General features: G+C 65.3%; 26 protein-coding genes. 25 read left to right on the top strand and 1 reads right to left on the bottom strand.

Going from position 1 to position 20,762, the window contains the following annotated elements:
- The first annotated feature begins 21 nt into the window (after positions 1-21).
- The 24 genes from mlaD (at position 22) to AB4120_RS18820 (ending at position 18,412) form a co-directional block, all read left to right on the top strand.
- The gene (gene mlaD / locus AB4120_RS18935; RefSeq protein ID WP_149137226.1) at positions 22-585 is read left to right on the top strand and encodes an outer membrane lipid asymmetry maintenance protein MlaD; all 564 of its coding nucleotides are present in this window, start codon (positions 22-24) and stop codon (positions 583-585) included.
- Positions 582-1,502, top strand: a complete 921-nt coding sequence (locus AB4120_RS18930) for an MlaA family lipoprotein (protein WP_149137227.1) — start codon at positions 582-584, stop codon at positions 1,500-1,502. Before mlaD ends, AB4120_RS18930 begins: the two co-directional genes overlap by 4 nt.
- Positions 1,503-1,738: 236 nt before the next feature.
- Positions 1,739-2,374: an MlaC/ttg2D family ABC transporter substrate-binding protein gene (locus AB4120_RS18925; protein ID WP_149137228.1), complete on the top strand. Its 636-nt coding sequence runs from the start codon at positions 1,739-1,741 to the stop codon at positions 2,372-2,374.
- A 137-nt stretch (positions 2,375-2,511) separates the two neighbouring features.
- Positions 2,512-2,814, top strand: a complete 303-nt coding sequence (locus tag AB4120_RS18920; RefSeq protein WP_149137229.1) for an STAS domain-containing protein — start codon at positions 2,512-2,514, stop codon at positions 2,812-2,814.
- A 270-nt stretch (positions 2,815-3,084) separates the two neighbouring features.
- Positions 3,085-4,035, top strand: a complete 951-nt coding sequence (locus AB4120_RS18915; RefSeq protein WP_144200398.1) for an ABC transporter ATP-binding protein — start codon at positions 3,085-3,087, stop codon at positions 4,033-4,035.
- Positions 4,036-4,109: 74 nt separating this feature from the next.
- The gene (locus tag AB4120_RS18910) at positions 4,110-4,880 is read left to right on the top strand and encodes an ABC transporter permease (protein WP_149137642.1); all 771 of its coding nucleotides are present in this window, start codon (positions 4,110-4,112) and stop codon (positions 4,878-4,880) included.
- 69 nt (positions 4,881-4,949) lie between these two features.
- Positions 4,950-5,201, top strand: coding sequence for a BolA family protein (locus tag AB4120_RS18905; protein ID WP_149137230.1), 252 nt, complete (start codon positions 4,950-4,952; stop codon positions 5,199-5,201).
- Between the two features lie 57 nt (positions 5,202-5,258).
- The gene (gene murA / locus AB4120_RS18900) at positions 5,259-6,509 is read left to right on the top strand and encodes a UDP-N-acetylglucosamine 1-carboxyvinyltransferase (protein WP_149137231.1); all 1,251 of its coding nucleotides are present in this window, start codon (positions 5,259-5,261) and stop codon (positions 6,507-6,509) included.
- 42 nt (positions 6,510-6,551) lie between these two features.
- On the top strand, positions 6,552-7,226 hold the full coding sequence (gene hisG / locus AB4120_RS18895; RefSeq protein ID WP_092299294.1) for an ATP phosphoribosyltransferase: 675 nt from the start codon (positions 6,552-6,554) through the stop codon (positions 7,224-7,226).
- A 39-nt stretch (positions 7,227-7,265) separates the two neighbouring features.
- Positions 7,266-8,603, top strand: coding sequence for a histidinol dehydrogenase (gene hisD / locus AB4120_RS18890; protein WP_149137232.1), 1,338 nt, complete (start codon positions 7,266-7,268; stop codon positions 8,601-8,603).
- A gap of 39 nt (positions 8,604-8,642) precedes the next feature.
- Positions 8,643-9,743, top strand: a complete 1,101-nt coding sequence (gene hisC, locus AB4120_RS18885; protein WP_149137233.1) for a histidinol-phosphate transaminase — start codon at positions 8,643-8,645, stop codon at positions 9,741-9,743.
- A gap of 7 nt (positions 9,744-9,750) precedes the next feature.
- Positions 9,751-10,338 carry an imidazoleglycerol-phosphate dehydratase HisB gene (hisB, locus tag AB4120_RS18880; RefSeq protein WP_092299285.1) on the top strand — a complete coding sequence of 196 codons (588 nt, stop codon included), beginning with the start codon at positions 9,751-9,753 and terminating at the stop codon, positions 10,336-10,338.
- Between the two features lie 97 nt (positions 10,339-10,435).
- Positions 10,436-11,059 (top strand): YchE family NAAT transporter, encoded by a 624-nt coding sequence (locus AB4120_RS18875; protein ID WP_144200409.1) that lies wholly within the window; start codon positions 10,436-10,438, stop codon positions 11,057-11,059.
- Positions 11,056-11,709, top strand: coding sequence for an imidazole glycerol phosphate synthase subunit HisH (gene hisH, locus AB4120_RS18870; protein WP_441642706.1), 654 nt, complete (start codon positions 11,056-11,058; stop codon positions 11,707-11,709). The genes AB4120_RS18875 and hisH overlap by 4 nt, the downstream gene beginning before the upstream one ends.
- A gap of 186 nt (positions 11,710-11,895) precedes the next feature.
- On the top strand, positions 11,896-12,639 hold the full coding sequence (gene hisA, locus AB4120_RS18865) for a 1-(5-phosphoribosyl)-5-[(5-phosphoribosylamino)methylideneamino]imidazole-4-carboxamide isomerase (RefSeq protein ID WP_092299279.1): 744 nt from the start codon (positions 11,896-11,898) through the stop codon (positions 12,637-12,639).
- A gap of 68 nt (positions 12,640-12,707) precedes the next feature.
- On the top strand, positions 12,708-13,478 hold the full coding sequence (hisF, locus tag AB4120_RS18860; RefSeq protein ID WP_149137234.1) for an imidazole glycerol phosphate synthase subunit HisF: 771 nt from the start codon (positions 12,708-12,710) through the stop codon (positions 13,476-13,478).
- A 2-nt stretch (positions 13,479-13,480) separates the two neighbouring features.
- Positions 13,481-13,882, top strand: coding sequence for a phosphoribosyl-AMP cyclohydrolase (hisI, locus tag AB4120_RS18855; protein WP_092299274.1), 402 nt, complete (start codon positions 13,481-13,483; stop codon positions 13,880-13,882).
- A 2-nt stretch (positions 13,883-13,884) separates the two neighbouring features.
- Positions 13,885-14,271 carry a phosphoribosyl-ATP diphosphatase gene (locus AB4120_RS18850; protein WP_149137235.1) on the top strand — a complete coding sequence of 129 codons (387 nt, stop codon included), beginning with the start codon at positions 13,885-13,887 and terminating at the stop codon, positions 14,269-14,271.
- A 72-nt stretch (positions 14,272-14,343) separates the two neighbouring features.
- Positions 14,344-14,736 carry a DUF4870 family protein gene (locus AB4120_RS18845; protein WP_149137236.1) on the top strand — a complete coding sequence of 131 codons (393 nt, stop codon included), beginning with the start codon at positions 14,344-14,346 and terminating at the stop codon, positions 14,734-14,736.
- A 36-nt stretch (positions 14,737-14,772) separates the two neighbouring features.
- Positions 14,773-15,129 (top strand): histidine triad nucleotide-binding protein, encoded by a 357-nt coding sequence (locus tag AB4120_RS18840; protein ID WP_149137237.1) that lies wholly within the window; start codon positions 14,773-14,775, stop codon positions 15,127-15,129.
- Positions 15,130-15,281: 152 nt separating this feature from the next.
- Positions 15,282-15,518: a Sec-independent protein translocase subunit TatA gene (tatA, locus tag AB4120_RS18835; RefSeq protein WP_149137238.1), complete on the top strand. Its 237-nt coding sequence runs from the start codon at positions 15,282-15,284 to the stop codon at positions 15,516-15,518.
- 77 nt (positions 15,519-15,595) lie between these two features.
- Positions 15,596-16,111 (top strand): Sec-independent protein translocase protein TatB, encoded by a 516-nt coding sequence (tatB, locus tag AB4120_RS18830; RefSeq protein ID WP_149137239.1) that lies wholly within the window; start codon positions 15,596-15,598, stop codon positions 16,109-16,111.
- Between the two features lie 94 nt (positions 16,112-16,205).
- Positions 16,206-16,994, top strand: coding sequence for a twin-arginine translocase subunit TatC (tatC, locus tag AB4120_RS18825; RefSeq protein WP_149137240.1), 789 nt, complete (start codon positions 16,206-16,208; stop codon positions 16,992-16,994).
- 254 nt (positions 16,995-17,248) lie between these two features.
- A complete protein-coding gene (locus AB4120_RS18820; RefSeq protein ID WP_149137241.1) occupies positions 17,249-18,412 on the top strand; it encodes a porin in 1,164 nt (387 codons plus the stop codon).
- Positions 18,413-18,780: 368 nt separating this feature from the next.
- Here the strand turns inward: AB4120_RS18820 and AB4120_RS18815 are convergent, their stop codons facing one another.
- On the bottom strand, positions 18,781-19,974 hold the full coding sequence (locus tag AB4120_RS18815) for a Do family serine endopeptidase (RefSeq protein ID WP_149137242.1): 1,194 nt from the start codon (positions 19,972-19,974) through the stop codon (positions 18,781-18,783).
- 20 nt (positions 19,975-19,994) lie between these two features.
- Between AB4120_RS18815 and AB4120_RS18810 the strand changes: the two genes are divergently transcribed.
- Complete coding sequence (locus AB4120_RS18810) at positions 19,995-20,741, top strand: Nif3-like dinuclear metal center hexameric protein (RefSeq protein ID WP_149137243.1); 747 nt, start codon at positions 19,995-19,997, stop codon at positions 20,739-20,741.
- The last annotated feature ends 21 nt before the right edge of the window (positions 20,742-20,762 follow it).

Here is a 20,762-nt window from a genome sequence, read left to right as displayed (position 1 = left end):
ACGATTCGACAAGAGACTCGCATGAAGAAAAAATCGCTCGACTACTGGGTGGGGCTGTTCGTGGTGGTGGGGTTTGTCGCGCTGCTGTTCCTCGCGCTCAAGGCCGGCAACATGAGCAGCTTCTCGTTCCAGGAGACCTACTCGGTCCAGGCGCAGTTCGACAACATCGGCGGGCTGAAGGCGCGTGCGCCGGTCAAGAGCGCCGGCGTGGTGGTGGGGCGCGTGGCGTCCATCCGCTTCGATGACAAGTCCTACCTGGCCACGGTGGAGCTGAACCTGGACAAGTCGTACCAGTTTCCGAAGGACACCTCGGCCAAGATCCTGACGTCCGGCCTGCTGGGCGAGCAGTACATCGGCCTCGAGGCCGGCGGCGACACCGCCATGCTGGCCCAGGGCAGCAAGATCACGATGACCCAGTCGGCCGTCGTGCTTGAAAACCTGATCGGTCAGTTCCTGTACAACAAGGCCGCCGACGCCGGCGCCGGCGGGGGTTCCGCCTCGACGGCCGCGCCGGCTCCGGCTGCCGCGCCGTCTTCCGGCGCCGCCGCGCTGCCGGCCGCACCGGGCACGGAGGGCGCGAAATGAGCCGCCGTGCCAGGCATCGGCGCCTGCGGGCGCCTGGACAACTGTGTGCTGCCGCCTTCGCCGCCCTGATGCTGGCGGGCTGCGCCACCGGCCCCGACGCCAATCCGAAGGACCCGCTCGAACCCCTGAACCGGGGCGTGCAGACGGTCAACGAGCAGGTGGACAAGTACGCGCTGAAGCCGGTCGCCACGGTCTATGCCGACTATGTGCCGTCGCCGGTCCGGACCGCCGTGGGCAACTTCTTCTCGAATATGTCCGATGTCTACTCGGCGGCGAACAACCTGCTGCAGGGCAAGCCGTCGCGCGCGGCGGAAGACACCATGCGGGTGGCCATCAACAGCGTGCTCGGCATTGGCGGGCTGATCGACATCGCCACGCCGGCCGGGCTGCCCAAGTACAAGGAGGACTTCGGCCAGACGCTCGGCGTGTGGGGGGTGCCGTCCGGCCCGTACCTGGTGCTGCCGCTGTTCGGCCCGAGCACCGTGCGTGACACTGGCGGCATGCTGGTGGACCGCCTGATGGACCCGTCCGCCTATATCTACCCGGTGTGGGCGCGCAATACCGCCGCCGGCGTGCGCATCGTCGATGGCCGCTCGCAGCTGATGGGCGCCTCGAACCTGATCGAGGCGGCCGCGCTGGACCGCTATGCCTTCCTGCGCGACTCCTATATGCAGCGCCGCCAATACCTGATCTACGACGGCAATCCGCCGTCCCAGGATGATCAGGACCAGGAGGGTGCTTCATCAGCCAGCCCGGCCAGCCCGGCCAGCCCGACAGCCCCGTCCGACGCGGCGCCGGCCCAGGACAAGCCCGCGGGCGAAGCCCCGGCCGACCAGGGCACCCAGCCGGCCCAGCCGATGCCCGTGCCGACCCCGAACCTGATTGGTCCGGGCGGCGCGCTCCGCTTCGGCCGGTGATTGATCTGCCAGCCCCGTGCTGGCAAGGGTTGGCGGCGACTGTGCCAGCGCTGTGAGCCCTGCAACAAAGTGTTTGAAAGTGGTGCTTGAGACGCTCGGATGCCAAACGCTTCCCGAGCGCCTATGTTTCAATGAGTGCGCGCTCTGGCAGCCCCACGCCAGCCGCAGCGGTTTCCTGGGCACCTGCCGTCGTGCGTTGGCCGACGCGAAGCTCTTGATAGATAAGGATATTTACGATGCTGAAGCGACTGTTGGTCCCCTTTGTTTCCGTCTTCACCGTGCTGGCCTTCACCGGCACCGCGCAGGCCCAGCAGGCCACGGACGCTTCCTCGCCGGACGCGCTGGTCAAGACCGTGGTAAGCGACGTCATGGCCACCGTGCGTTCTGACAAGGACATGCAGGCTGGCAACCTCGGCAAGATCACGGCGCTGGTCGAGCAGAAGATCCTGCCGAACGCCAACTTCGGCAAGACCACGCAGATCGCCATGGGCCGCAACTGGTCGAAGGCCACGCCGGAACAGCAGAAGATCATCACCGATGAGTTCAAGACGCTGCTGATCCGTACCTATGCCGGCGCCATCGCCCAGATCCGCGACCAGCAGGTGCAGTTCCGCCCGTATCGCGGCACGGCCGAGGACACGGACGCCACGATCCGCACGCAGGTCATCAACAAGGGCGAGCCGATCCAGATGGATTACCGCCTCGAGAAGACCGCCCAGGGTTGGAAGGTTTACGACATCAACGTGCTTGGCGCGTGGCTGACCGAAGCCTACAAGGGCAGCTTCAACACCATCGTGACGCAGCAGGGCGTGGACGGCGTCATCAAGACCCTGCAGGACCGCAACCGCCAGTTGGCCAACGCCAAGAGCTGACGTGGAATCTGGTTGCGGCGCAGCACGCCGCAGCCATTCCGGTCTACAATGGCCGCTCGGCGCCAACCTGTTTCTCGTAGAAATATGCGTGGGCGCCGGGTTTTCCGACCCCTGTTTTCCCTTCTTCGATCGATCTGATGCCTTCGCTCGGCACCTCGCTGACCAACCGCAACGCCGCCGCCGTGCTGCGTGAGGGGCTGTCGCGCGTGTCCCAGGGCGATGTGGCTGTCGATTGCAGCACGCTGGCGCAGGTCGATTCGGCTGCCGTGGCCGTGCTGCTGGCGTGGCAACGCGCCGCCGCCGCTCGTGGTCAGGCGCTGGCACTGCATGGCGTGCCGCCGCAACTGGCCTCGCTGGCCACGCTTTATGGCGTGGAAAGCCTGCTGGGCCTGCCGCCCGCGCCGATCTCCCACCCGGAACACCACCACCACCGACATTGAACCGGCATCCATGGCTGCGCGTGATTGGCGCGGCCGATGCGATGCCCCGGCGTCAGGCTGCGGCCGGCGCCGCGTCGGAACGGTAGCGGGGCCGGTCGGGCCAAAGCGAGACACCCCCCGCATCCCCTATAATTCCGGGTTGTTCGTCCCCAAGTCGCCCCCAAGTGTCCTGACACGGCTCCACCAGGTGCTGCGCGGCTAACCTCAAGGACGTCCCCCCCAACTCCAGTGAGGCGGCCCGCCCAGGCGCCCCTCACAAGACCATCGGCCATGAAAGCCATCGAAATTACCGATGTCCGCAAGCGCTACCGCAACCTGCAGGCGCTCAAGGGTGTCAGTTTCACCGTCGAGCGCGGCGAGTTCTTCGGCCTGCTCGGTCCCAACGGTGCCGGCAAGACCACGCTGATCTCGATCCTCGCGGGCCTGAACCGCGCCGATTCGGGTCGCGTGAGCGTGCTCGGGCACGATGTGGTGGACGACTATCGCATGGCGCGCCGCATGCTCGGCGTGGTGCCCCAGGAACTGGTTTTCGATCCGTTTTTCACGGTTCGGGAGACGTTGCGGCTGCAATCGGGCTATTTCGGCCTGACGCGCAACGACGACTGGATCGACGAAATCATGGCCAACCTGGACCTCACCAGCAAGGCGGACGCCAACATGCGCCAGTTGTCCGGCGGCATGAAGCGGCGCGTGCTGGTGGCGCAGGCGCTGGTGCACCGGCCGCCCGTGATCGTGCTCGATGAGCCGACCGCCGGCGTGGACGTGGAGCTGCGCCAGACGCTCTGGAAGTTCATCTCGCGCCTGAACAAGGAAGGTCACACGATCATCCTGACCACGCACTATCTCGAGGAAGCCGAGGCGCTGTGCGACCGCATCGCCATGCTGAAGTTTGGCGAGGTGGTGGCGCTGGACCGCACCAGCAACCTGCTGACCCAGTTCGCGGGGCTGCAGCTGGTGCTCACGCTGTCGCGCGGCACCCTGCCGCCGGCCCTGGAGGCGCTGCGCACGCCGTCCAACCCCGGCGAGCGCGCCCACCGGCTGCGCCTTTCGGGCTACGAAGCCGTCGAACCGATCCTGGCCGCGCTGCGCGAGGCTGGCTGCGAAGTGGAAGACATGGAAATCAGCAAGGCCGACCTCGAAGACGTGTTCGTCCAGATCATGCGGCGAGAAGGGCACATGCCGGGCGCGGTGCCCGATGCGTCCCTGGAGGCAGCGGCATGACCCGACCTATCGACCAACTCGACAATCGCGCTTCGGAGCTGTCCGACCTGACCGACAAAGCCCGGCTGGATGCCATGGCGGTCGGCGGCTTCGTCGGCTTCCGCACGCTGCTCTACAAGGAAGTGCTGCGTTTCTGGAAGGTGGCGTTCCAGACCGTGGCCGCGCCGGTGCTGACCGCCGTGCTGTACCTGCTGATCTTCGGCCATGTGCTGGAAGACCGCGTGCGCGTGTACGACCAGATCAGCTATACCGCTTTCCTGGTGCCGGGGCTGGTGATGATGAGCATTCTCCAGAATGCGTTTGCGAACAGTTCGTCGTCGTTGATCCAGTCCAAGATCACCGGAAACCTGGTGTTCATCATGCTGCCGCCGCTGTCCCACTGGGAGATGTTCGGCGCCTACGTGGCGGCGTCGGTCATCCGTGGCCTGAGCGTGGGGCTGGGCGTGCTGCTGGTGACGGCGTGGTTCGCGCACCTGCATGTGTACAACGTCGTCTGGATCCTGGTCTTCGCACTGGGCGGGGCTGGCATTCTCGGTACGTTGGGGCTGATTGCGGGTATCTGGGCCGAAAAGTTCGACCAGCTGGCCGCTTTTCAGAATTTTCTGATCATGCCGGCGACGTTCCTGTCCGGCGTGTTCTATTCGATTCACTCGCTGCCGCCGTTCTGGCAGGCGGTGTCGCACGCCAACCCGTTCTTCTACATGATCGACGGGTTCCGCTACGGCTTCTTTGGCGTATCGGACGTGCCGCCCCTGCACAGCCTGGCCGTGGTGGCCGTGTCCTTCGCGGTGCTGGCCGGGCTGGCGCTGCGGCTGCTCAGCACCGGCTACAAGCTGCGCCACTGAGTTGCGTCACTACGTTGCGTCACTAAAGCCAGCCACCCCGCGATCGACACAAATTCACAAGAGACAGACATGCTGCCTACACCGGAACAAGTCAGGGAATACATTGCCCAAGGGTTGCCCTGCGACCATCTGGAAGTGGAAGGCGACGGCCAGCACTTCTTTGCCACCATCGTCAGCGCGGAGTTCGACGGCAAGCGCCTGATCCAGCGGCACCAGCGCGTCTACGCGGCGCTGGGCGACCGCATGCGCGCCGAAATCCATGCGCTGTCGATGAAGACGCTGACCCCGGCCGAATGGAAGGCCGGGTCGGGCGCTGCCTGATGTCCGTCCCGGGACGCATCACGCCGCCTAACGCTGCATAACGAATACCGACACAACATGGACAAATTCCAGATCGAGGGCAACGGCCCGCTCAAAGGCGAGATCCGGGTTTCGGGCGCCAAGAATGCGGCGCTGCCGATCCTGTGCGCCAGCCTGCTGACCGCCGATGCCATCACCATCGACAACGTGCCGAACCTGCAGGACACGCGCACGATGCTCAAGCTGCTGCGCCAGATGGGCACCCGGGCCGACATTGATGGCGCCACGGCCACGCTGGCCGCCGCCGACATCAACGCCCCGGAAGCGCCGTACGAGCTGGTGAAGACCATGCGCGCGTCGATCCTCGTACTGGGGCCGCTGGTGGCGCGCTTCGGCGAGGCCCGCGTCTCCCTGCCGGGCGGCTGCGGCATCGGCGCGCGGCCGGTGGACCAGCACATCAAGGGCCTGCAGGCGATGGGCGCCGAGATCACCATCGAGCACGGCTTTATCCACGCCCGCGCCAGCCGCCTGAAGGGCGCGCGCGTGGTGACGGACATGATCACCGTGACCGGCACCGAGAACCTGCTGATGGCCGCCACGCTGGCCGAGGGCGAGACCGTGCTGGAGAACGCCGCGCGCGAGCCCGAGGTGACCGACCTGGCCAACCTGCTGGTGAAGATGGGTGCGAAGATCGATGGCATCGGTACCGACCGCCTGGTGGTGCAGGGCGTGGACCGCCTGCACGGCGCGCGCCACGCCGTGGTGGCAGACCGCATCGAGGCCGGCACCTTCCTCTGCGCGGCCGCGGCCACGCTGGGCGACGTGACCCTGCGCGACATCCCGCCGACCATCCTGGACGCCGTGCTGATCAAGCTGCGCGAAGCCGGCGCCACGATCGAGACCGGCGACGACTGGATTCGCCTGGCCATGCCGCGCCGCGCGCAGGCCGTGAGCTTCCGCACCTCGGAATATCCGGCCTTCCCGACCGACATGCAGGCCCAGTTCATGGCGCTCAACGCCGTGGCCGAAGGCACTGCGCGGATCACCGAGACGATTTTCGAGAACCGCTTCATGCACGTGCAGGAGCTGAACCGCCTGGGCGCCAACATCACCGCCGAAGGCAACACGGCCGTGGTGACCGGTGTGCCGCGCCTGTCCGGCGCGAGCGTGATGGCCACCGACCTGCGCGCCTCGGCCGGCCTGGTGATTGGCGGCCTGGTGGCCGATGGCGAGACCGTCATCGACCGCATCTACCATCTGGACCGCGGCTACGACCGCATGGAAGCCAAGCTGTCGGCCGTGGGCGCGAAGATCCGCCGCATTGCCTGAGACGGCCCCTGAAACACTGCACGAAGAATTGAAGAACGTACGATGAGCCCAGCTTTCAACGCCTCGCCCGACCAGCTTACGCTGGCGCTGTCCAAGGGCCGCATCTTCTCCGAGACGCTGCCGCTGCTGGCGGCCGCCGGCATCCACGTGACCGAAGACCCGGAGACGTCGCGCAAGCTGATCCTGCCGACGTCGGACCCGGCGGTGCGCGTGATCATCGTGCGCGCCTCGGACGTGCCGACCTACGTGCAGTACGGCGCGGCGGACTTCGGCGTGGCGGGCAAGGACGTGCTGATGGAAACCGGCATGACCGGGCTGTACGCGCCGATCGACCTGAATATCGCCCGCTGCCGCATGTCGGTGGCGGTGCCGGCCGGTTTCGACTACGCCAACGCGGTGCGCCAGGGCGCGCGGCTGGCCGTGGCCACCAAGTACGTGCAGACGGCGCGCGAGCACTTCGCCAAGAAGGGCGTGCACGTCGACCTGATCAAGCTGTACGGCTCGATGGAGCTGGGCCCGCTGGTGGGCCTGTCCGATGCCATCGTCGACCTGGTGAGCACTGGCGGCACGCTGCGCGCCAACAACCTCGTCGAAGTGGAAGAGATCGTGCAGATTTCGTCGCGGCTGGTGGTCAACCAGGCCGCGCTCAAGCTCAAGCGGGAACGGCTCACGCCGATTCTCGAAGCATTTGAACGGGCCTCGGCGGCGCTCGCCTGAGGCATTGCCGCACCCGGGGTGCCCGTGAGGAAGGAAGTCATGAACGAAAGCGAAATGGATAACCTGTCGATACGCCGGCTGGACGCGGCGGAGCCGGGCTTCGCGCACGCGCTGCGCCAGGTGCTGGCGTTCGAGGCGTCCGAGGACGAAGCCATCGACCGCGCCGCGGCCGAGATCCTGGCCGATGTGCGCCAGCGCGGCGACGACGCCGTGCTCGAATACACGCGCCGCTTCGACCGCCTGGAGGCGGCCTCGATGGGCGCGCTGGAGCTGTCGCAGTCCGCACTGGAAGCGGCGCTGGAAGACCTGGAGCCGAAGCGCCGCGCCGCGCTGGAGGCTGCCGCCGCGCGCGTGCGGGCCTACCACGAGAAGCAGAAGATCGAATGCGGCAGCCATAGCTGGGAATACACCGAGGCCGACGGCACGATGCTGGGCCAGAAGGTGACCCCGCTGGACCGCGTGGGCCTGTACGTGCCGGGCGGCAAGGCCGCGTATCCGTCGTCGGTGCTGATGAACGCCATTCCGGCCCGTGTGGCCGGCGTGAAGGAAGTGATCATGGTCGTGCCCACGCCCGGCGGCGTGCGCAACGAGCTGGTGCTGGCCGCCGCGCATATTGCCGGCGTGGACCGGGTGTTCACGATCGGCGGCGCCCAGGCCGTGGGCGCGCTGGCCTACGGTACGGCCACGCTGCCGCAGGTGGACAAGATCGTCGGCCCGGGCAACGCCTACGTGGCGGCGGCCAAGCGCCGCGTGTTCGGCACGGTCGGCATCGACATGATCGCCGGGCCGTCCGAGATCCTGGTGATCTGCGATGGCACCACCGACCCGGACTGGGTAGCGATGGACCTGTTCTCGCAGGCCGAGCACGATGAACTGGCGCAGTCGATCCTGCTGTGCCCGGACGCCGAATACCTGGACCGCGTGGAGGCGAGCATCCGCCGCCAGCTGCCGACCATGCCGCGCCGCGAGGTGATCCATGCCTCGCTGGCGGGCCGGGGCGCGCTGATCAAGGTGCGCGATATGGAGGAGGCGTGCGAGATCGCCAATGCCATCGCCCCGGAACACCTGGAGATCTCCGCCGAGAACCCGCGCCAGTGGAGCGAGAAGATCCGCCACGCCGGCGCCATCTTCCTGGGCCGCTACACCAGCGAGTCGCTCGGCGACTACTGCGCCGGCCCGAACCACGTGCTGCCGACCTCGCGCACGGCGCGCTTCTCGTCGCCGCTGGGCGTGTACGACTTCCAGAAGCGCTCGAGCCTGATCGAGGTCAGCGAGGGCGGCGCGCAGATGCTGGGACAGATCGCCGCCGAACTCGCCTATGGCGAGGGCCTCCAGGCCCACGCCCGCAGCGCGGAATACCGTTTCAAGCGCGGCTGATGCCAGCGCGCGCAACTCTTTGAACATAAAGGACTTTTCATGTCGGCCGTAGACCCTTCCCTGATCGAACGCATCATCCGTGACGACGTACGCGCCATGGGCGCCTACCACGTGGCGGACTCGCACGGTCTGGTGAAGCTGGACGCCATGGAGAATCCGTACCGCCTGCCACCCGCGCTGCGCGACCAGCTGGCCGCGCGGCTTGGCGAGGTGGCGCTGAACCGCTACCCGGTGCCGAGCAGCGAGGCGCTGCGCGCCCGGCTGCGCGAGGTCATGGACGTGCCGGCTGGCATGGACGTGCTGCTGGGCAACGGCTCGGACGAGATCATCAGCATGCTGTCGCTGGCGGCCGCGCGCCCCGGCGCCAAGGTGCTGGCGCCGGTGCCGGGCTTCGTCATGTATGCGATGTCGGCGCAGTTCGCCGGGCTGGAATTCGTCGGCGTGCCGCTGCGCGCCGATTTCACCCTGGACCGCGCCGCGATGCTGGCTGCCATGGCCGAGCACAAGCCGGCCATCATCTATCTCGCCTATCCGAACAACCCCACTGGCAACCTGTTCGATGCGGCCGACATGGAGGCTATCGTCCGCGCCGCCCAGGGCGAGGTCTGCCACAGCCTGGTGGTGGTGGACGAGGCCTACCAGCCGTTCGCCCAGGAAAGCTGGATGCCGCGCCTGACCGAATTCGGCAATCTGCTGGTCATGCGCACGGTGTCGAAGCTGGGCCTGGCCGGCATCCGGCTCGGCTACGTGGCCGGCGCGCCCGAATGGCTGGCGCAACTGGACAAGGTGCGCCCGCCGTACAACGTCAACGTGCTGACCGAGGCCACCGCGCTGTTCGCGCTCGAACATGTGGATGTGCTCGACGAGCAGGCGGCCCAGCTGCGCGCCGAACGCGACCGGCTGGCCGAGGCGATGGCGGCCCAGCCGGGCGTGACCGTGTTCCCGAGCGCCGCCAATTTCCTGCTGATCCGCGTGGCGGATGCGGCACAGACGTTCGACCGACTGCTCGCGCGGAAGGTATTGATCAAGAACGTGAGTAAAATGCACGCATTGCTGGCCAACTGTCTGCGCGTGACGGTCAGCACACCCGAAGAAAACGCGCAGTTTCTTGAAGCATTTGCCGCTTCATTGCAGGATTAACCCCACCATGCGTGTAGCAGAGGTCACCCGCGATACCTCGGAAACGCAGATCCGCGTTTCGCTGAATCTTGATGGCACCGGTCGCCAGAAGCTGGCCACCGGCGTGCCGTTCCTCGACCACATGCTGGACCAGATTGCCCGCCATGGCATGGTCGACCTCGAAGTCGAGGCCCGCGGCGACCTGCATATCGACGACCACCACACCGTGGAAGACGTCGGCATCACGCTCGGCCAGGCCGTGGCCAAGGCGATCGGCGACAAGAAGGGCATCACCCGCTACGGCCACAGCTACGTGCCGCTGGACGAGTGCCTGTCGCGCGTGGTGATCGACTTCTCGGGCCGCCCCGGCCTGGAATTCCACGTGCCGTTCACCCGTGCGCGCGTGGGCAGCTTCGACGTGGACCTGACCATCGAATTTTTCCGAGGTTTCGTCAATCACGCCGGCGTGACGCTCCATATCGACAACCTGCGCGGCATCAATGCCCACCATCAATGCGAAACGGTGTTCAAAGCCTTCGGGCGGGCGCTGCGCATGGCGGTGGAGCTCGACCCGCGCGCGGGCAACACGATTCCATCGACAAAAGGGACGCTTTAAGGCATAAGGCGAGGGGCCCGCTGCCGGGCCCGACCCGAACCTGAGGGCGTGCCGGCCGGTTGCGGCGCCCGCTGAGGCTCACCCAACCGCGCAACCGATGGATACGCTCAAGTCCTTTATCTCGCTGCTGGCGCTGATCAATCCGATCGGGGCGATCCCGTTCTTCATCAGCCTGACCAGTCAGCAGACGGAAGCGGAAAAGCTGCGTACCATCAAGACGGCGTCGATGTCGGTGGCGATCGTGGTGGCGGTTTCGGCGCTGCTGGGGCAGCAGATCATCGAGTTCTTCAATATCTCGGTGGCGTCGCTGCAGGTGGGAGGCGGGCTGATCATGATCATGATGGCCATGAACATGCTGAACGCGCAGACCAGCCGCACCAAGGCCACGCCCGAGGAAGAGGACGAGGCCGACGCCAAGGCCAGCATCGCGGTGGTGCCGCTGGCGATTCCGCTGCTGACCGGGCCGGGGTCCATCAGCACGGTGATCGTCTATGCCGGCAAGTCGGCGCACTGGTGGCAGTCGCTGGTGCTGGTGGGGATTGGCGTGGTGCTGGGGGCCGTGGTGTACCTGACGTTCCGCGCGGCGGACCCCATCGCACGGGTGATGGGGCGCACCGGGATCAATATTGGCACGCGTCTGATGGGTTTGATCCTGTCGGCGCTGGCCGTCGAGTTCATTGTGGACGGGCTGAAGACATTGTTGCCTGTTTTGAAATCATGACTACCATAGCAATTGTGGATTACGGCATGGGCAACCTGCGCTCGGTGGCGCAGGCGTTGCGCGCCGCGGCACCGGAAGCGGATGTCCAGGTGGTGGATCGGCCCGAGGCCATCCGCGCGGCGGACCGCGTGGTGCTGCCGGGGCAGGGCGCCATGCCCGACTGCATGGGCGCGCTGGGCGCGTCCGGGCTGCAGGAGGCCGTGGTGGAGGCGGCCGCGAGCAAGCCGCTGCTGGGCGTGTGCGTTGGCGAACAGATGCTGTTCGACCGTAGCACCGAAAGTCGCACTGGCAACGCCGCCACGCCGTGCCTGGCGCTGATGCCGGGCGAAGTGGTCCGTTTCGAGCTGGAAGGGCTGACGCAGCCCGACGGCTCGCGCTTCAAGGTGCCCCAGATGGGCTGGAACCGCGTGCGGCAGTCGCGCGCGCACCCGCTCTGGCAGGGGATTCCGGACGAGAGCTGGTTCTATTTCGTCCACAGTTACTATGTGCGCGCGCAGGATGCGTCGCACATCGCGGGCGAAACCTACTACGGTGGCGTGTTTACCAGCGCGGTGGCACGCGATAATATTTTCGCCACGCAGTTCCACCCGGAGAAGAGCGCCGCGATGGGTTTGCAGCTTTACCGGAATTTCGTGCACTGGAATCCGTAACGCGCCGCGAAGCGCGTGAGAAGCACCCCGAGAACCGAAGCGCCCCGATACTGACCAGCGATCGTTCAGAGCCACCGACCAGACTGCGCATCCAACTGCCAAACTGACATGACCTGAGCCCACCGGCGCTCGCGCCGGCATCGCTGCCTTTTTCCTTTTTACACAACCACCACGCTCGTCACGCTTATGTTGCTCATTCCGGCCATCGACCTGAAGGACGGTCAGTGTGTACGCCTTAAACAAGGCGACATGGACCAGGCCACCGTCTTTTCCGAAGATCCCGCCGCCATGGCACGTCACTGGGTCAACCAGGGCGCGCGTCGCCTGCATCTGGTCGACCTCAACGGCGCATTTGTCGGCAAGCCCCGCAACGAGGCCGCCATCAAGGCCATCATCGCCGAGGTGGGCGACGAGATCCCCGTTCAGCTGGGCGGCGGTATCCGCGACCTCAACACCATCGAGCGCTGGCTGGATGACGGGCTGTCGTACGTCATCATCGGCACCGCGGCGGTCAAGAACCCCGGCTTCCTGAAGGACGCCTGCTCGGCCTTCGGCGGCCACATCATCGTCGGGCTCGATGCCAAGGACGGCAAGGTGGCCACCGATGGCTGGAGCAAGCTGACCGGCCACGAAGTGGCGGATCTGGCACGCAAGTACGAGGATTACGGCGTCGAGGCCATCATCTACACCGACATCGGCCGCGACGGCATGCTCCAGGGCATCAATATCGACGCCACGGTGAAGCTGGCGCAGTCGATGTCGATCCCGGTGATCGCCAGCGGTGGGCTGTCCAACCTGACCGACATCGAGCAACTGTGCGCGGTGGAGCGCGAAGGCGTGGAAGGCGTGATCTGCGGCCGTGCCATCTACTCCGGCGACCTCAACTTTACCGAGGCGCAGGCGCGCGCGGACAAGCTGGGCGAAGAGTAAGCCGCCCCGGCGCGGGTGCGCCGGGCAAGACGCCGCCACCCGGCAAGGGGCGGGCGGCAAGGAAACCCATGTTAGCCAAACGTATCATCCCCTGCCTGGACGTGACCAACGGGCGGGTGGTCAAGGGAGTCAACTTCGTCGAACTCCGCGACGCAGGGGACCCGGTCGAGATCGCGCGCCGCTATGACGAGCAAGGTGCCGATGAAATCACTTTTCTCGACATCACGGCGACCAGCGACGGCCGCGACCTGATCCTCCACATCATCGAGGCGGTGGCCTCGCAGGTGTTCATTCCGCTGACCGTGGGTGGCGGCGTGCGCGCCGTGGAAGACGTGCGCCGGCTGCTCAACGCCGGAGCGGACAAGATCAGCGTGAACTCCTCGGCCATCGCCAATCCGCAACTGGTATCCGATGCCACGGGCAAGTACGGCTCGCAGTGCATCGTGGTGGCCATCGACGCCAAGCGCAGTTCCGCGCCGGGCGAGCCGCCGCGTTGGGAAGTCTTCACGCACGGCGGCCGCAAGGCCACCGGCCTGGACGCGGTGGCATGGGCGAAGGAAATGGCCGCGCGCGGCGCCGGCGAGATCCTGCTGACCAGCATGGACCGCGACGGCACCAAGAGCGGCTTCGACCTGGAACTGACCCGTGCCGTCAGCGACGCCGTGCCGGTGCCCGTGATCGCCTCGGGCGGCGTGGGCAGCCTGCAGGACCTGGCCGACGGCATCCGTCTGGGCCACGCCGACGCGGTGCTGGCGGCCAGCATCTTCCACTATGGCCAGCACACGGTGGGCGAGGCCAAGGCATTCATGGCCCGCGAGGGCATTCCCGTCCGGATGTGATCATGGCGAAGAAGTGGCTGAACAAGGTGAAGTGGGACGATAACGGCCTGGTGCCGGTGATCGTCCAGGAAGTCGGCTCGAACGATGTGCTGATGTTTGCGTTCATGAACCGCGAGGCGCTCCAGCGCACCGTGGAACTGGGCGAGGCCGTGTTCTGGTCGCGCTCGCGCAAGCGGCTCTGGCACAAGGGCGAGGAATCGGGCCACGTGCAGAAGGTTCATGAGATGCGCCTGGATTGCGACGAGGACGTGGTGCTGCTGAAGGTGACCCAGGTGGACAGCATCGCCTGCCACACCGGCCGTCACTCGTGCTTCTTTCAGAAATTCGAGGGCGATGTGGAGTCGGGCGACTGGCAGACCGTGGAGCCGGTGCTCAAGGACCCCTCCACCATCTACGCCAAATAACCATGAGCGATACCCCGAACCCCGCCGTCCCGGCGGACCTGGCCGATGTGCTGGCGCGCGTGGCCGCTACGCTCGAGTCCCGCAAGCCCGAGAACGGCGGCGATCCGGACAAGTCCTACGTGGCCAAGCTGTTCCACAAGGGCGACGACGCCATCCTGAAGAAAATTGGCGAGGAAGCCACCGAGACCGTGATGGCCGCCAAGGACGCCCGCGCCGCCGGCCTGAGCGCCGAGGCCACCGGCAAGGTGGTCTACGAGGTGGCCGATCTGTGGTTCCACACCATGGTGCTGCTGGCGCGCTTCGGGCTGAGCCCGGCCGACGTGGTGGGCGAACTGGCGCGGCGCGAGGGACTTTCCGGCCTGGCCGAGAAGGCGAGCCGCAAGGCGTAGCATAATGCGCATGTGGGCGCGGGAATCGTCCCGCGCCGCGCGCAATGCACGCAACGGACGCTGGAGGGCACGATGGCGACTGACACCACCACGCAAGTCACTACCACGGCTGACGACGACAGGCAGAGCAGCCTGCGCAAGCTGACGCATATCCTGTATGCGCTCTACGCCATTTTCTGGCTGACGGGCGGCATCACGGCGCTGATCGCGATCGTGGTGAACTATGTGAAGCGCGACGACACGCGCGGCACGTTGTATGCCTCGCATTTCGCCTGGCAGATCCGCACGTTCTGGTGGTCGGTACTCTGGTTCGCGCTGAGCTGGGTCCTGTTCTTCACCATCCTGCTGGCGCCGGTGGCCTGGGTGATGTGGTGCGTGTTGTCACTTTGGATGCTGTATCGTATCGTCAAGGGTTGGCTGTACCTGAACGACCGCAAGCCCATGTATCCGGACCAGCAGTTCTGAGAACGCGACGATCCGACATCCCGCAACAAAAACGTCATGAAATCTCAGGACAATTGCATTTTCTGCAAGATCGTGGCCGGACAGATTCCGTCGAACAAGCTGTACGAGGACGACGAGCTGCTGGCATTTCACGACATCCATCCCAAGGCACCGGTACACTTCCTGCTGATTCCGAAGACTCACGTCGATTCGCTGGCGGATTGCGGACCCGGCGAGGGGGATGTGCTTGCTAGAATAATGCTCAAGGTGCCTGAACTGGCGCGCCAGGCTGGCTGCGATAACGGCTTCCGGACGGTAATCAACACCGGCCCGGACGGCGGGCAGGAGGTGTACCACCTCCATGTCCACGTGCTCGGCGGCCCGCGCGAACAGTGGAAGGCACCGGCGCCCTGAGCAATCGGGGCAGCCAGAGTATCAGCGGACCGGGACTCGCGTCCCGGCCACGTGCTGCGTCGGCAACCGTCGCCCGACGCGGCCTTTGAGGGACGGAACTACGGGGCCGGGCGGCCAATCTCCATCGCCCGCGGCTTCATCAGGAGCAAGAAATGGGTTCGTTTAGCATTTGGCACTGGCTGATCGTGCTGGTCATCGTCATGCTCGTGTTCGGCACCAAGAAGCTGCGCAACATCGGCACCGACCTGGGTGGCGCGGTCAAGGGCTTCAAGGACGGCATGAAGGACGGCAACGCCAACGCGGCCGAGGAGCCGGGCGCTCCGGCCAAGGAACTGCGCGATACCACCACGATCGACGTGGAAGCCAAGGACAAGTCGCGCCAGCAGTAAGCCGAATTGCCTGAATTCTTCATGGCGGCCGCGTTCAATGCGGCCCGCCCCCCTCGTGTCCCTGGCTCCATGTCCGCATGATCGATCTCGGCATTTCCAAGCTGGCACTGATTGGCGCCGTGGCGCTCATCGTGATCGGTCCCGAACGGCTGCCCAAGGTGGCACGCACCGTGGGCGCGCTCGTCGGGCGCGCGCAGCGCTATATCAATGATGTGAAGGCGGAAGTCAGCCGCGAGGTGGAACTGGACGAACTGCGCAAGATGCGCACGGAGTTCGAGGACGCCGCGCGCGATGTCGAGCGCACGATCCACAAAGAAGTGAACGAGCAGACCCAGGCGCTCAACGAGGCGCTGGGCGGCACCGATACGGCGGCTTCCGACGCCGGCAGCCCCGGCGTGGGTGGCGGCTACGTGCCAAGCTGGGACGCCGCGCACAAGTTGCACAACGGACGCAAGAGCTGGCGCGTCAAGCAGGGCGCGCGGCCGATCTGGTTCAAGCGTCAGCAGAGTACGCGCGTGTGGGTGCAGTCTGGTGCCGCACGTGTGAAGCGGCACCGCCCGCCCACCGGACGCTCCCGCTCGTTCTTCGAGTAACCATGCCGTGCAGCGCCGTACCGCCGCCGTACAGGCTGGCGGCCGCCGCCACGATAACTACGATGCCAGCCAGCGCGGCTGAAGCGGCTACGCCATGAGCGACTCCCCCTCCCAAGACCCCAACGACGAATCCCAGCAGGAAACCTTCATCTCCCACCTGATCGAGCTGCGCGAGCGGCTGGTCAAGGCGGTAGCGGGGGTCATCATCGTCTTCCTCGGCCTGGTCTACTGGGCGCCGCAGATCTTCAACCTGTTCTCCGCGCCGCTGATGGAATCGCTGCCGAAGGGCGGCAGGATGATCGTGACCGACGTCACCGGCTCGTTCTTCGTGCCGATGAAGGTGACGATGCTCGTGGCATTCCTGATCGCACTGCCGTGGGTGCTCTATCAGATCTGGCAATTCGTGGCGCCGGGCCTGTATCAGCATGAGAAGAAACTGATCATGCCGCTGGTGAGCAGCAGCTACCTGCTGTTCCTGTGCGGCGTGGCGTTTGCCTATTTCCTCGTGTTTCCCACGGTGTTCCATTTCATGGCGCATTACAACGCGCCATTGGGTGCGGACATGTCCACGGACATCGATAAATACCTGAGTTTCGCCATGACGACGTTCCTGGCCTTCGGTATTACCTTCGAAGTGCCGGTGGTGGTCATCGTCCTGGTGCGATTTGGCGTGGTGGAGCTCGAGAAACTGAAGCAGATCCGCCCGTATGTGATCGTCGGGGCTTTCATCGTCGCCGCCGTGGTGACACCGCCCGATGTGATGTCGCAGTTGCTGCTCGCGGTGCCGCTGATCGCGCTATATGAACTGGGCCTGTTGCTCGCCCGATTTGTGACCAAGCAGCCGCTTGGTACGCCCGCTCCGGGCGAAAATCCCGCCGACTGAGTTCCCCGTTACTTGTAACGGAGATGTTTCTGCCACGTCCGAATGGGCGGTTTTGCACCAACGTGGGGAAAAATGCTGCGTTTGTTGTTGCTGGATGACAACAAACCACGTTGGTAAACCGTGTTTACGGCGAAAAAGTCTTCTGGCGGGCAGGGGGGGTGTCACATAATACGACGCAGACGTGAAGGTTAATGCGTCGCCCAAGCACTTGGGCAACCAAGATTTCCCAATCAGTTGACAAGGAAAGTGTCGATATGAAGATGAAACTGTTTGCAGCTGCCGTTGCCGCCATGGCCGCCGGCGGTGCGTATGCCCAGTCGAGCGTGACCCTGTACGGTGTGGTTGACGCCGGTATCGAGTACGCGAACCACCAGCCCACCACGAGCGGCGGCAGCCACGACGTTGTGCGCCTGACCTCGGGTAACATGTCCGGCAGCCGTTGGGGCCTGCGCGGTGTGGAAGATCTGGGCGGCGGCCTGAAGGGCGTGTTCGTTCTGGAAAGCGGTTTCAACCTTGACACCGGCACCTCGGGCCAAGGTGGCCGTCTGTTCGGTCGTCAAGCCTTCGTCGGTCTGCAAAGCAACTACGGCACGCTGAGCCTGGGCCGTCACCAGACCCCGTTCTATGACTTCGGTCTGGCCTTCGACCCGATGGCCATTTCGACGAACTACTCGATCACGTCGCAAGACGGTGGCTTCGCAGCTCGCGCCGACAACTCGCTGAAGTACATCGGCAAGTTCGGTGGCCTGACCGCCTCGCTGCTGTACAGCACGGGCGCCAACACCGTTGGTACGGCTAACGCCTACCAGGGCATCTCGGGCGAAGTTCCGGGTTCGTACAAGACTGGCCGCGCATACAGCGCCAGCCTGATCTACGCAGCTGGCCCGTTCTCGCTCGGCGCGATTTTTGACGAAACCAACCTGGGCAACCCGACGCTTGGCGCCGGCGTCGACAACACCCGTGCCAAGATCCAACGCGCTTCGGTTGGTGGTACGTACGCTTTCGGCCCGGCCAAGGTGTTTGCCGGCTACCGTTACGCTCACGCGCTGGACAACGCGCGTCTGGCAGGCGGCACGAGCACGGACGGCGGCGTGACGACCATCGCCAACGTCTCGAACCTGTACTGGCTGGGCATGGGTTACCAACTGACCCCGGCTCTGTCGCTGACGGGCTCGGCTTACTACCAAGACTTCCGCAATACCGGTGCTGATCCGTGGCTGTTCGTGGTGTCGACGGACTACGCTTTCTCGAAGCGTACCGACGCCTACCTGAACCTGGCTTACAGCAAGAACAAGGACGGCTCGACCCTGGGCGTCTCGTCGGGTGGTCCGGGCGCAATCGCTGGCTCGGCCTTCGGCACGACCAGCGGTTCGTCGAACCAGTTCGGCGCTGTGGTTGGTGTGCGTCACAAGTTCTAATTTGACGCGGGTGTAAGCCCGCATCAGATTCGGCTTGATCAGAACGCCGGCATCCGAAAGGATGCCGGCGTTTTGTTTTGCGACGCGGGTTTGTGGGGCAACGTAACGAGCCTGGTTACCCAGGCTCGTTACGTTGTCCCCCTTCTCCTTGATGCCCTCTACGTTGTAACTCGCATGGCGTGCTGCAGCGCCTACCCGTAGCGCCTGCAATGATCAGCCGCTGCCGCCATCGGCCGACCCACTCGCGACGCGCAATGCACCACGCACCAACAAAAAACCCCCGCCAGTTTCCCGGCGGGGGTTTTTGCGTTCAGGGCTTCCTGTTGCTTCAGCTGCAGTTCAGCCTTCCGTCAGCCTTTCACTCAGTCCTACTCTTCCTCATCCAGCGGCATCGCGCGCCGTGGCGGGGGAGGGCGCTTGCCGATGGTCACTGTGACGTCAGCAGGTTTGCCGCGCCGGATCACCTTCATCTTGACGTCGGCGCCCGGCTTGAGCTGAGCAATCGCATTGAGCAGCGCGGTGGTATCTGAGATCACCTGGTTATCCACCGATACCAGCACATCACCCGGCTTCACCCCGGCCCTGTCCGCCGGTCCACCCTGGACCACTGCCGCGATCAGCGCGCCGTCCTTGGCATCCAGCCCGAACGACTCGGCGATCTCGGGCGTCAGGTCCTGCGGCTCCACACCAATCCAGCCGCGCGTGACCGTGCCGGACGAAATGATGGATTCCATCACCTGCTTGGCTGTCGAGACGGGAATCGCGAAGCCAATCCCCAGCGAGCCGCCCGAGCGCGAGTAGATTGCCGTGTTGATCCCGAGCAGGTTGCCCTGTGCGTCAACCAGCGCACCGCCCGAGTTGCCGGGGTTGATCGCCGCATCGGTCTGGATGAAGTTCTCGAAGGTGTTGATGCCCAGGTGGCTGCGGCCCAGCGCCGAGACGATACCCATCGTCACGGTCTGGCCGACCCCGAACGGGTTGCCGATGGCCAGCACCACGTCGCCGACCTTCACGTTCTCGATCCGGCCCAGCGTGATTGCCGGCAGGTCCTTGAGTGTGACCTTGAGCACGGCCAGGTCGGTTTCCGGGTCCGACCCCACGACCTTGGCGTTGGCCTTGCGGCCGTCGGTCAGGGCAATCTCGATCTCGTCGGCGCCGTCCACCACGTGGTGGTTGGTTAGAATATAACCCTCGGCGCTGACAATCACGCCCGAGCCCAGGCTGGACACCGGTTCCTGGCGCTCCGGCAGCCGGTCGCCAAAGAAGAACCGGAACCAGGGATCCTCGGTTTGCGGATTGGGCGACCGTCGCGAGCCGTTCTTGCTCGTGAAGATATTCACCACCGCAGGCATGGCCTGGCGCGCAGCGTCACTATAAGAGCCCTCGGCCGCGGAACCCGTCACACTCGGCACCACTTCCTTCAGTGCCACAATCGGTGAGCCCGATTGCACGGCCACCCGCCCGCGCTGCAGCCACTCGGGTTTCAGCGTGGCCACGACGAACCACACGGCCAGCACCACGGTGACAGCCTGGGCGAAAAACAGCCAGAATCGGCGCAACATATTGGAGTTTTGAGCAGAAAATGAAAACAAAAGAGCTTGAATTGTACTTGAACGATCTACTGGAAGTTTCCCGTTTCAAGGACTATTGCCCGAACGGCCTCCAAGTGCAAGGTAGATCGGAGATCACCCACGTGGTGACCGGCGTGACGGCCAGCCTGGCCCTCGTCGACGCGGCGATCGAGGCTGGCGCCGATGCCATCCTGGTCCATCACGGCTATTTCTGGAAAAACGAGGATGCTCGGGTCATCGGCCAGAAACATGCGCGCCTGAAACGGCTGCTTGGTGCCGACGTCAACCTGATGGCTTTCCACTTGCCGCTGGATAACCATCCCGAACTGGGGAATAACGCGCAGCTGGGCCTGCAGCTCGGCTTTATGCCGAACGGCCGTTTCAGCGATGATCAACTGGGCTGGACCGGCACGCTGCCGCAGCCGATGCCCCTGCGCGCGCTAGCCGCGCATGTCGGTGCGGTGCTCCAGCGCGAGCCGCTGGCGATTGGCGACCCCGATCAGACGATCCGCAAGGTGGGCTGGTGCACGGGCGGCGCGCAAGGCTATTTCGACGCCGCCGTGGCGGCTGGCGTCGATGTGTACCTGAGTGGGGAGGTCTCGGAGCAGACCACGCACCTCGCGCGTGAGAGCGGCGTGGCCTACCTGGCCGCTGGCCATCACGCCACGGAGCGCTACGGCATCCGCGCGGTGGGGGAGCACCTGGCGCAGCGTTTCGGGCTGCGCCATACTTTCATCGATATTCCGAACCCGGTCTGAGCCGGGCTCCGGGCGCGGCGC

The organism is Cupriavidus sp. 2KB_3 (assembly GCF_052115685.1).
Taxonomy (GTDB): Bacteria; Pseudomonadota; Gammaproteobacteria; order Burkholderiales; family Burkholderiaceae; genus Cupriavidus; species Cupriavidus campinensis.
Note: the sequence above shows the minus strand (reverse complement) of the source record. Positions and strands in the feature narration are given on the sequence as shown.

What these genes read in the sequence shown, in the direction of transcription:
- mlaD (WP_149137226.1), top strand. Translation starts at nt 22, where the DNA reads ATGAAGAAAAAATCGCTCGACTACTGGGTGGGGCTGTTCGTGGTGGTG.
- AB4120_RS18930 (WP_149137227.1), top strand. Translation starts at nt 582, where the DNA reads ATGAGCCGCCGTGCCAGGCATCGGCGCCTGCGGGCGCCTGGACAACTG.
- AB4120_RS18925 (WP_149137228.1), top strand. Translation starts at nt 1,739, where the DNA reads ATGCTGAAGCGACTGTTGGTCCCCTTTGTTTCCGTCTTCACCGTGCTG.
- AB4120_RS18920 (WP_149137229.1), top strand. Translation starts at nt 2,512, where the DNA reads ATGCCTTCGCTCGGCACCTCGCTGACCAACCGCAACGCCGCCGCCGTG.
- AB4120_RS18915 (WP_144200398.1), top strand. Translation starts at nt 3,085, where the DNA reads ATGAAAGCCATCGAAATTACCGATGTCCGCAAGCGCTACCGCAACCTG.
- AB4120_RS18910 (WP_149137642.1), top strand. Translation starts at nt 4,110, where the DNA reads ATGGCGGTCGGCGGCTTCGTCGGCTTCCGCACGCTGCTCTACAAGGAA.
- AB4120_RS18905 (WP_149137230.1), top strand. Translation starts at nt 4,950, where the DNA reads ATGCTGCCTACACCGGAACAAGTCAGGGAATACATTGCCCAAGGGTTG.
- murA (WP_149137231.1), top strand. Translation starts at nt 5,259, where the DNA reads ATGGACAAATTCCAGATCGAGGGCAACGGCCCGCTCAAAGGCGAGATC.
- hisG (WP_092299294.1), top strand. Translation starts at nt 6,552, where the DNA reads ATGAGCCCAGCTTTCAACGCCTCGCCCGACCAGCTTACGCTGGCGCTG.
- hisD (WP_149137232.1), top strand. Translation starts at nt 7,266, where the DNA reads ATGAACGAAAGCGAAATGGATAACCTGTCGATACGCCGGCTGGACGCG.
- hisC (WP_149137233.1), top strand. Translation starts at nt 8,643, where the DNA reads ATGTCGGCCGTAGACCCTTCCCTGATCGAACGCATCATCCGTGACGAC.
- hisB (WP_092299285.1), top strand. Translation starts at nt 9,751, where the DNA reads ATGCGTGTAGCAGAGGTCACCCGCGATACCTCGGAAACGCAGATCCGC.
- AB4120_RS18875 (WP_144200409.1), top strand. Translation starts at nt 10,436, where the DNA reads ATGGATACGCTCAAGTCCTTTATCTCGCTGCTGGCGCTGATCAATCCG.
- hisH (WP_441642706.1), top strand. Translation starts at nt 11,056, where the DNA reads ATGACTACCATAGCAATTGTGGATTACGGCATGGGCAACCTGCGCTCG.
- hisA (WP_092299279.1), top strand. Translation starts at nt 11,896, where the DNA reads ATGTTGCTCATTCCGGCCATCGACCTGAAGGACGGTCAGTGTGTACGC.
- hisF (WP_149137234.1), top strand. Translation starts at nt 12,708, where the DNA reads ATGTTAGCCAAACGTATCATCCCCTGCCTGGACGTGACCAACGGGCGG.
- hisI (WP_092299274.1), top strand. Translation starts at nt 13,481, where the DNA reads ATGGCGAAGAAGTGGCTGAACAAGGTGAAGTGGGACGATAACGGCCTG.
- AB4120_RS18850 (WP_149137235.1), top strand. Translation starts at nt 13,885, where the DNA reads ATGAGCGATACCCCGAACCCCGCCGTCCCGGCGGACCTGGCCGATGTG.
- AB4120_RS18845 (WP_149137236.1), top strand. Translation starts at nt 14,344, where the DNA reads ATGGCGACTGACACCACCACGCAAGTCACTACCACGGCTGACGACGAC.
- AB4120_RS18840 (WP_149137237.1), top strand. Translation starts at nt 14,773, where the DNA reads ATGAAATCTCAGGACAATTGCATTTTCTGCAAGATCGTGGCCGGACAG.
- tatA (WP_149137238.1), top strand. Translation starts at nt 15,282, where the DNA reads ATGGGTTCGTTTAGCATTTGGCACTGGCTGATCGTGCTGGTCATCGTC.
- tatB (WP_149137239.1), top strand. Translation starts at nt 15,596, where the DNA reads ATGATCGATCTCGGCATTTCCAAGCTGGCACTGATTGGCGCCGTGGCG.
- tatC (WP_149137240.1), top strand. Translation starts at nt 16,206, where the DNA reads ATGAGCGACTCCCCCTCCCAAGACCCCAACGACGAATCCCAGCAGGAA.
- AB4120_RS18820 (WP_149137241.1), top strand. Translation starts at nt 17,249, where the DNA reads ATGAAGATGAAACTGTTTGCAGCTGCCGTTGCCGCCATGGCCGCCGGC.
- AB4120_RS18815 (WP_149137242.1), bottom strand. Translation starts at nt 19,974, where the DNA reads ATGTTGCGCCGATTCTGGCTGTTTTTCGCCCAGGCTGTCACCGTGGTG.
- AB4120_RS18810 (WP_149137243.1), top strand. Translation starts at nt 19,995, where the DNA reads ATGAAAACAAAAGAGCTTGAATTGTACTTGAACGATCTACTGGAAGTT.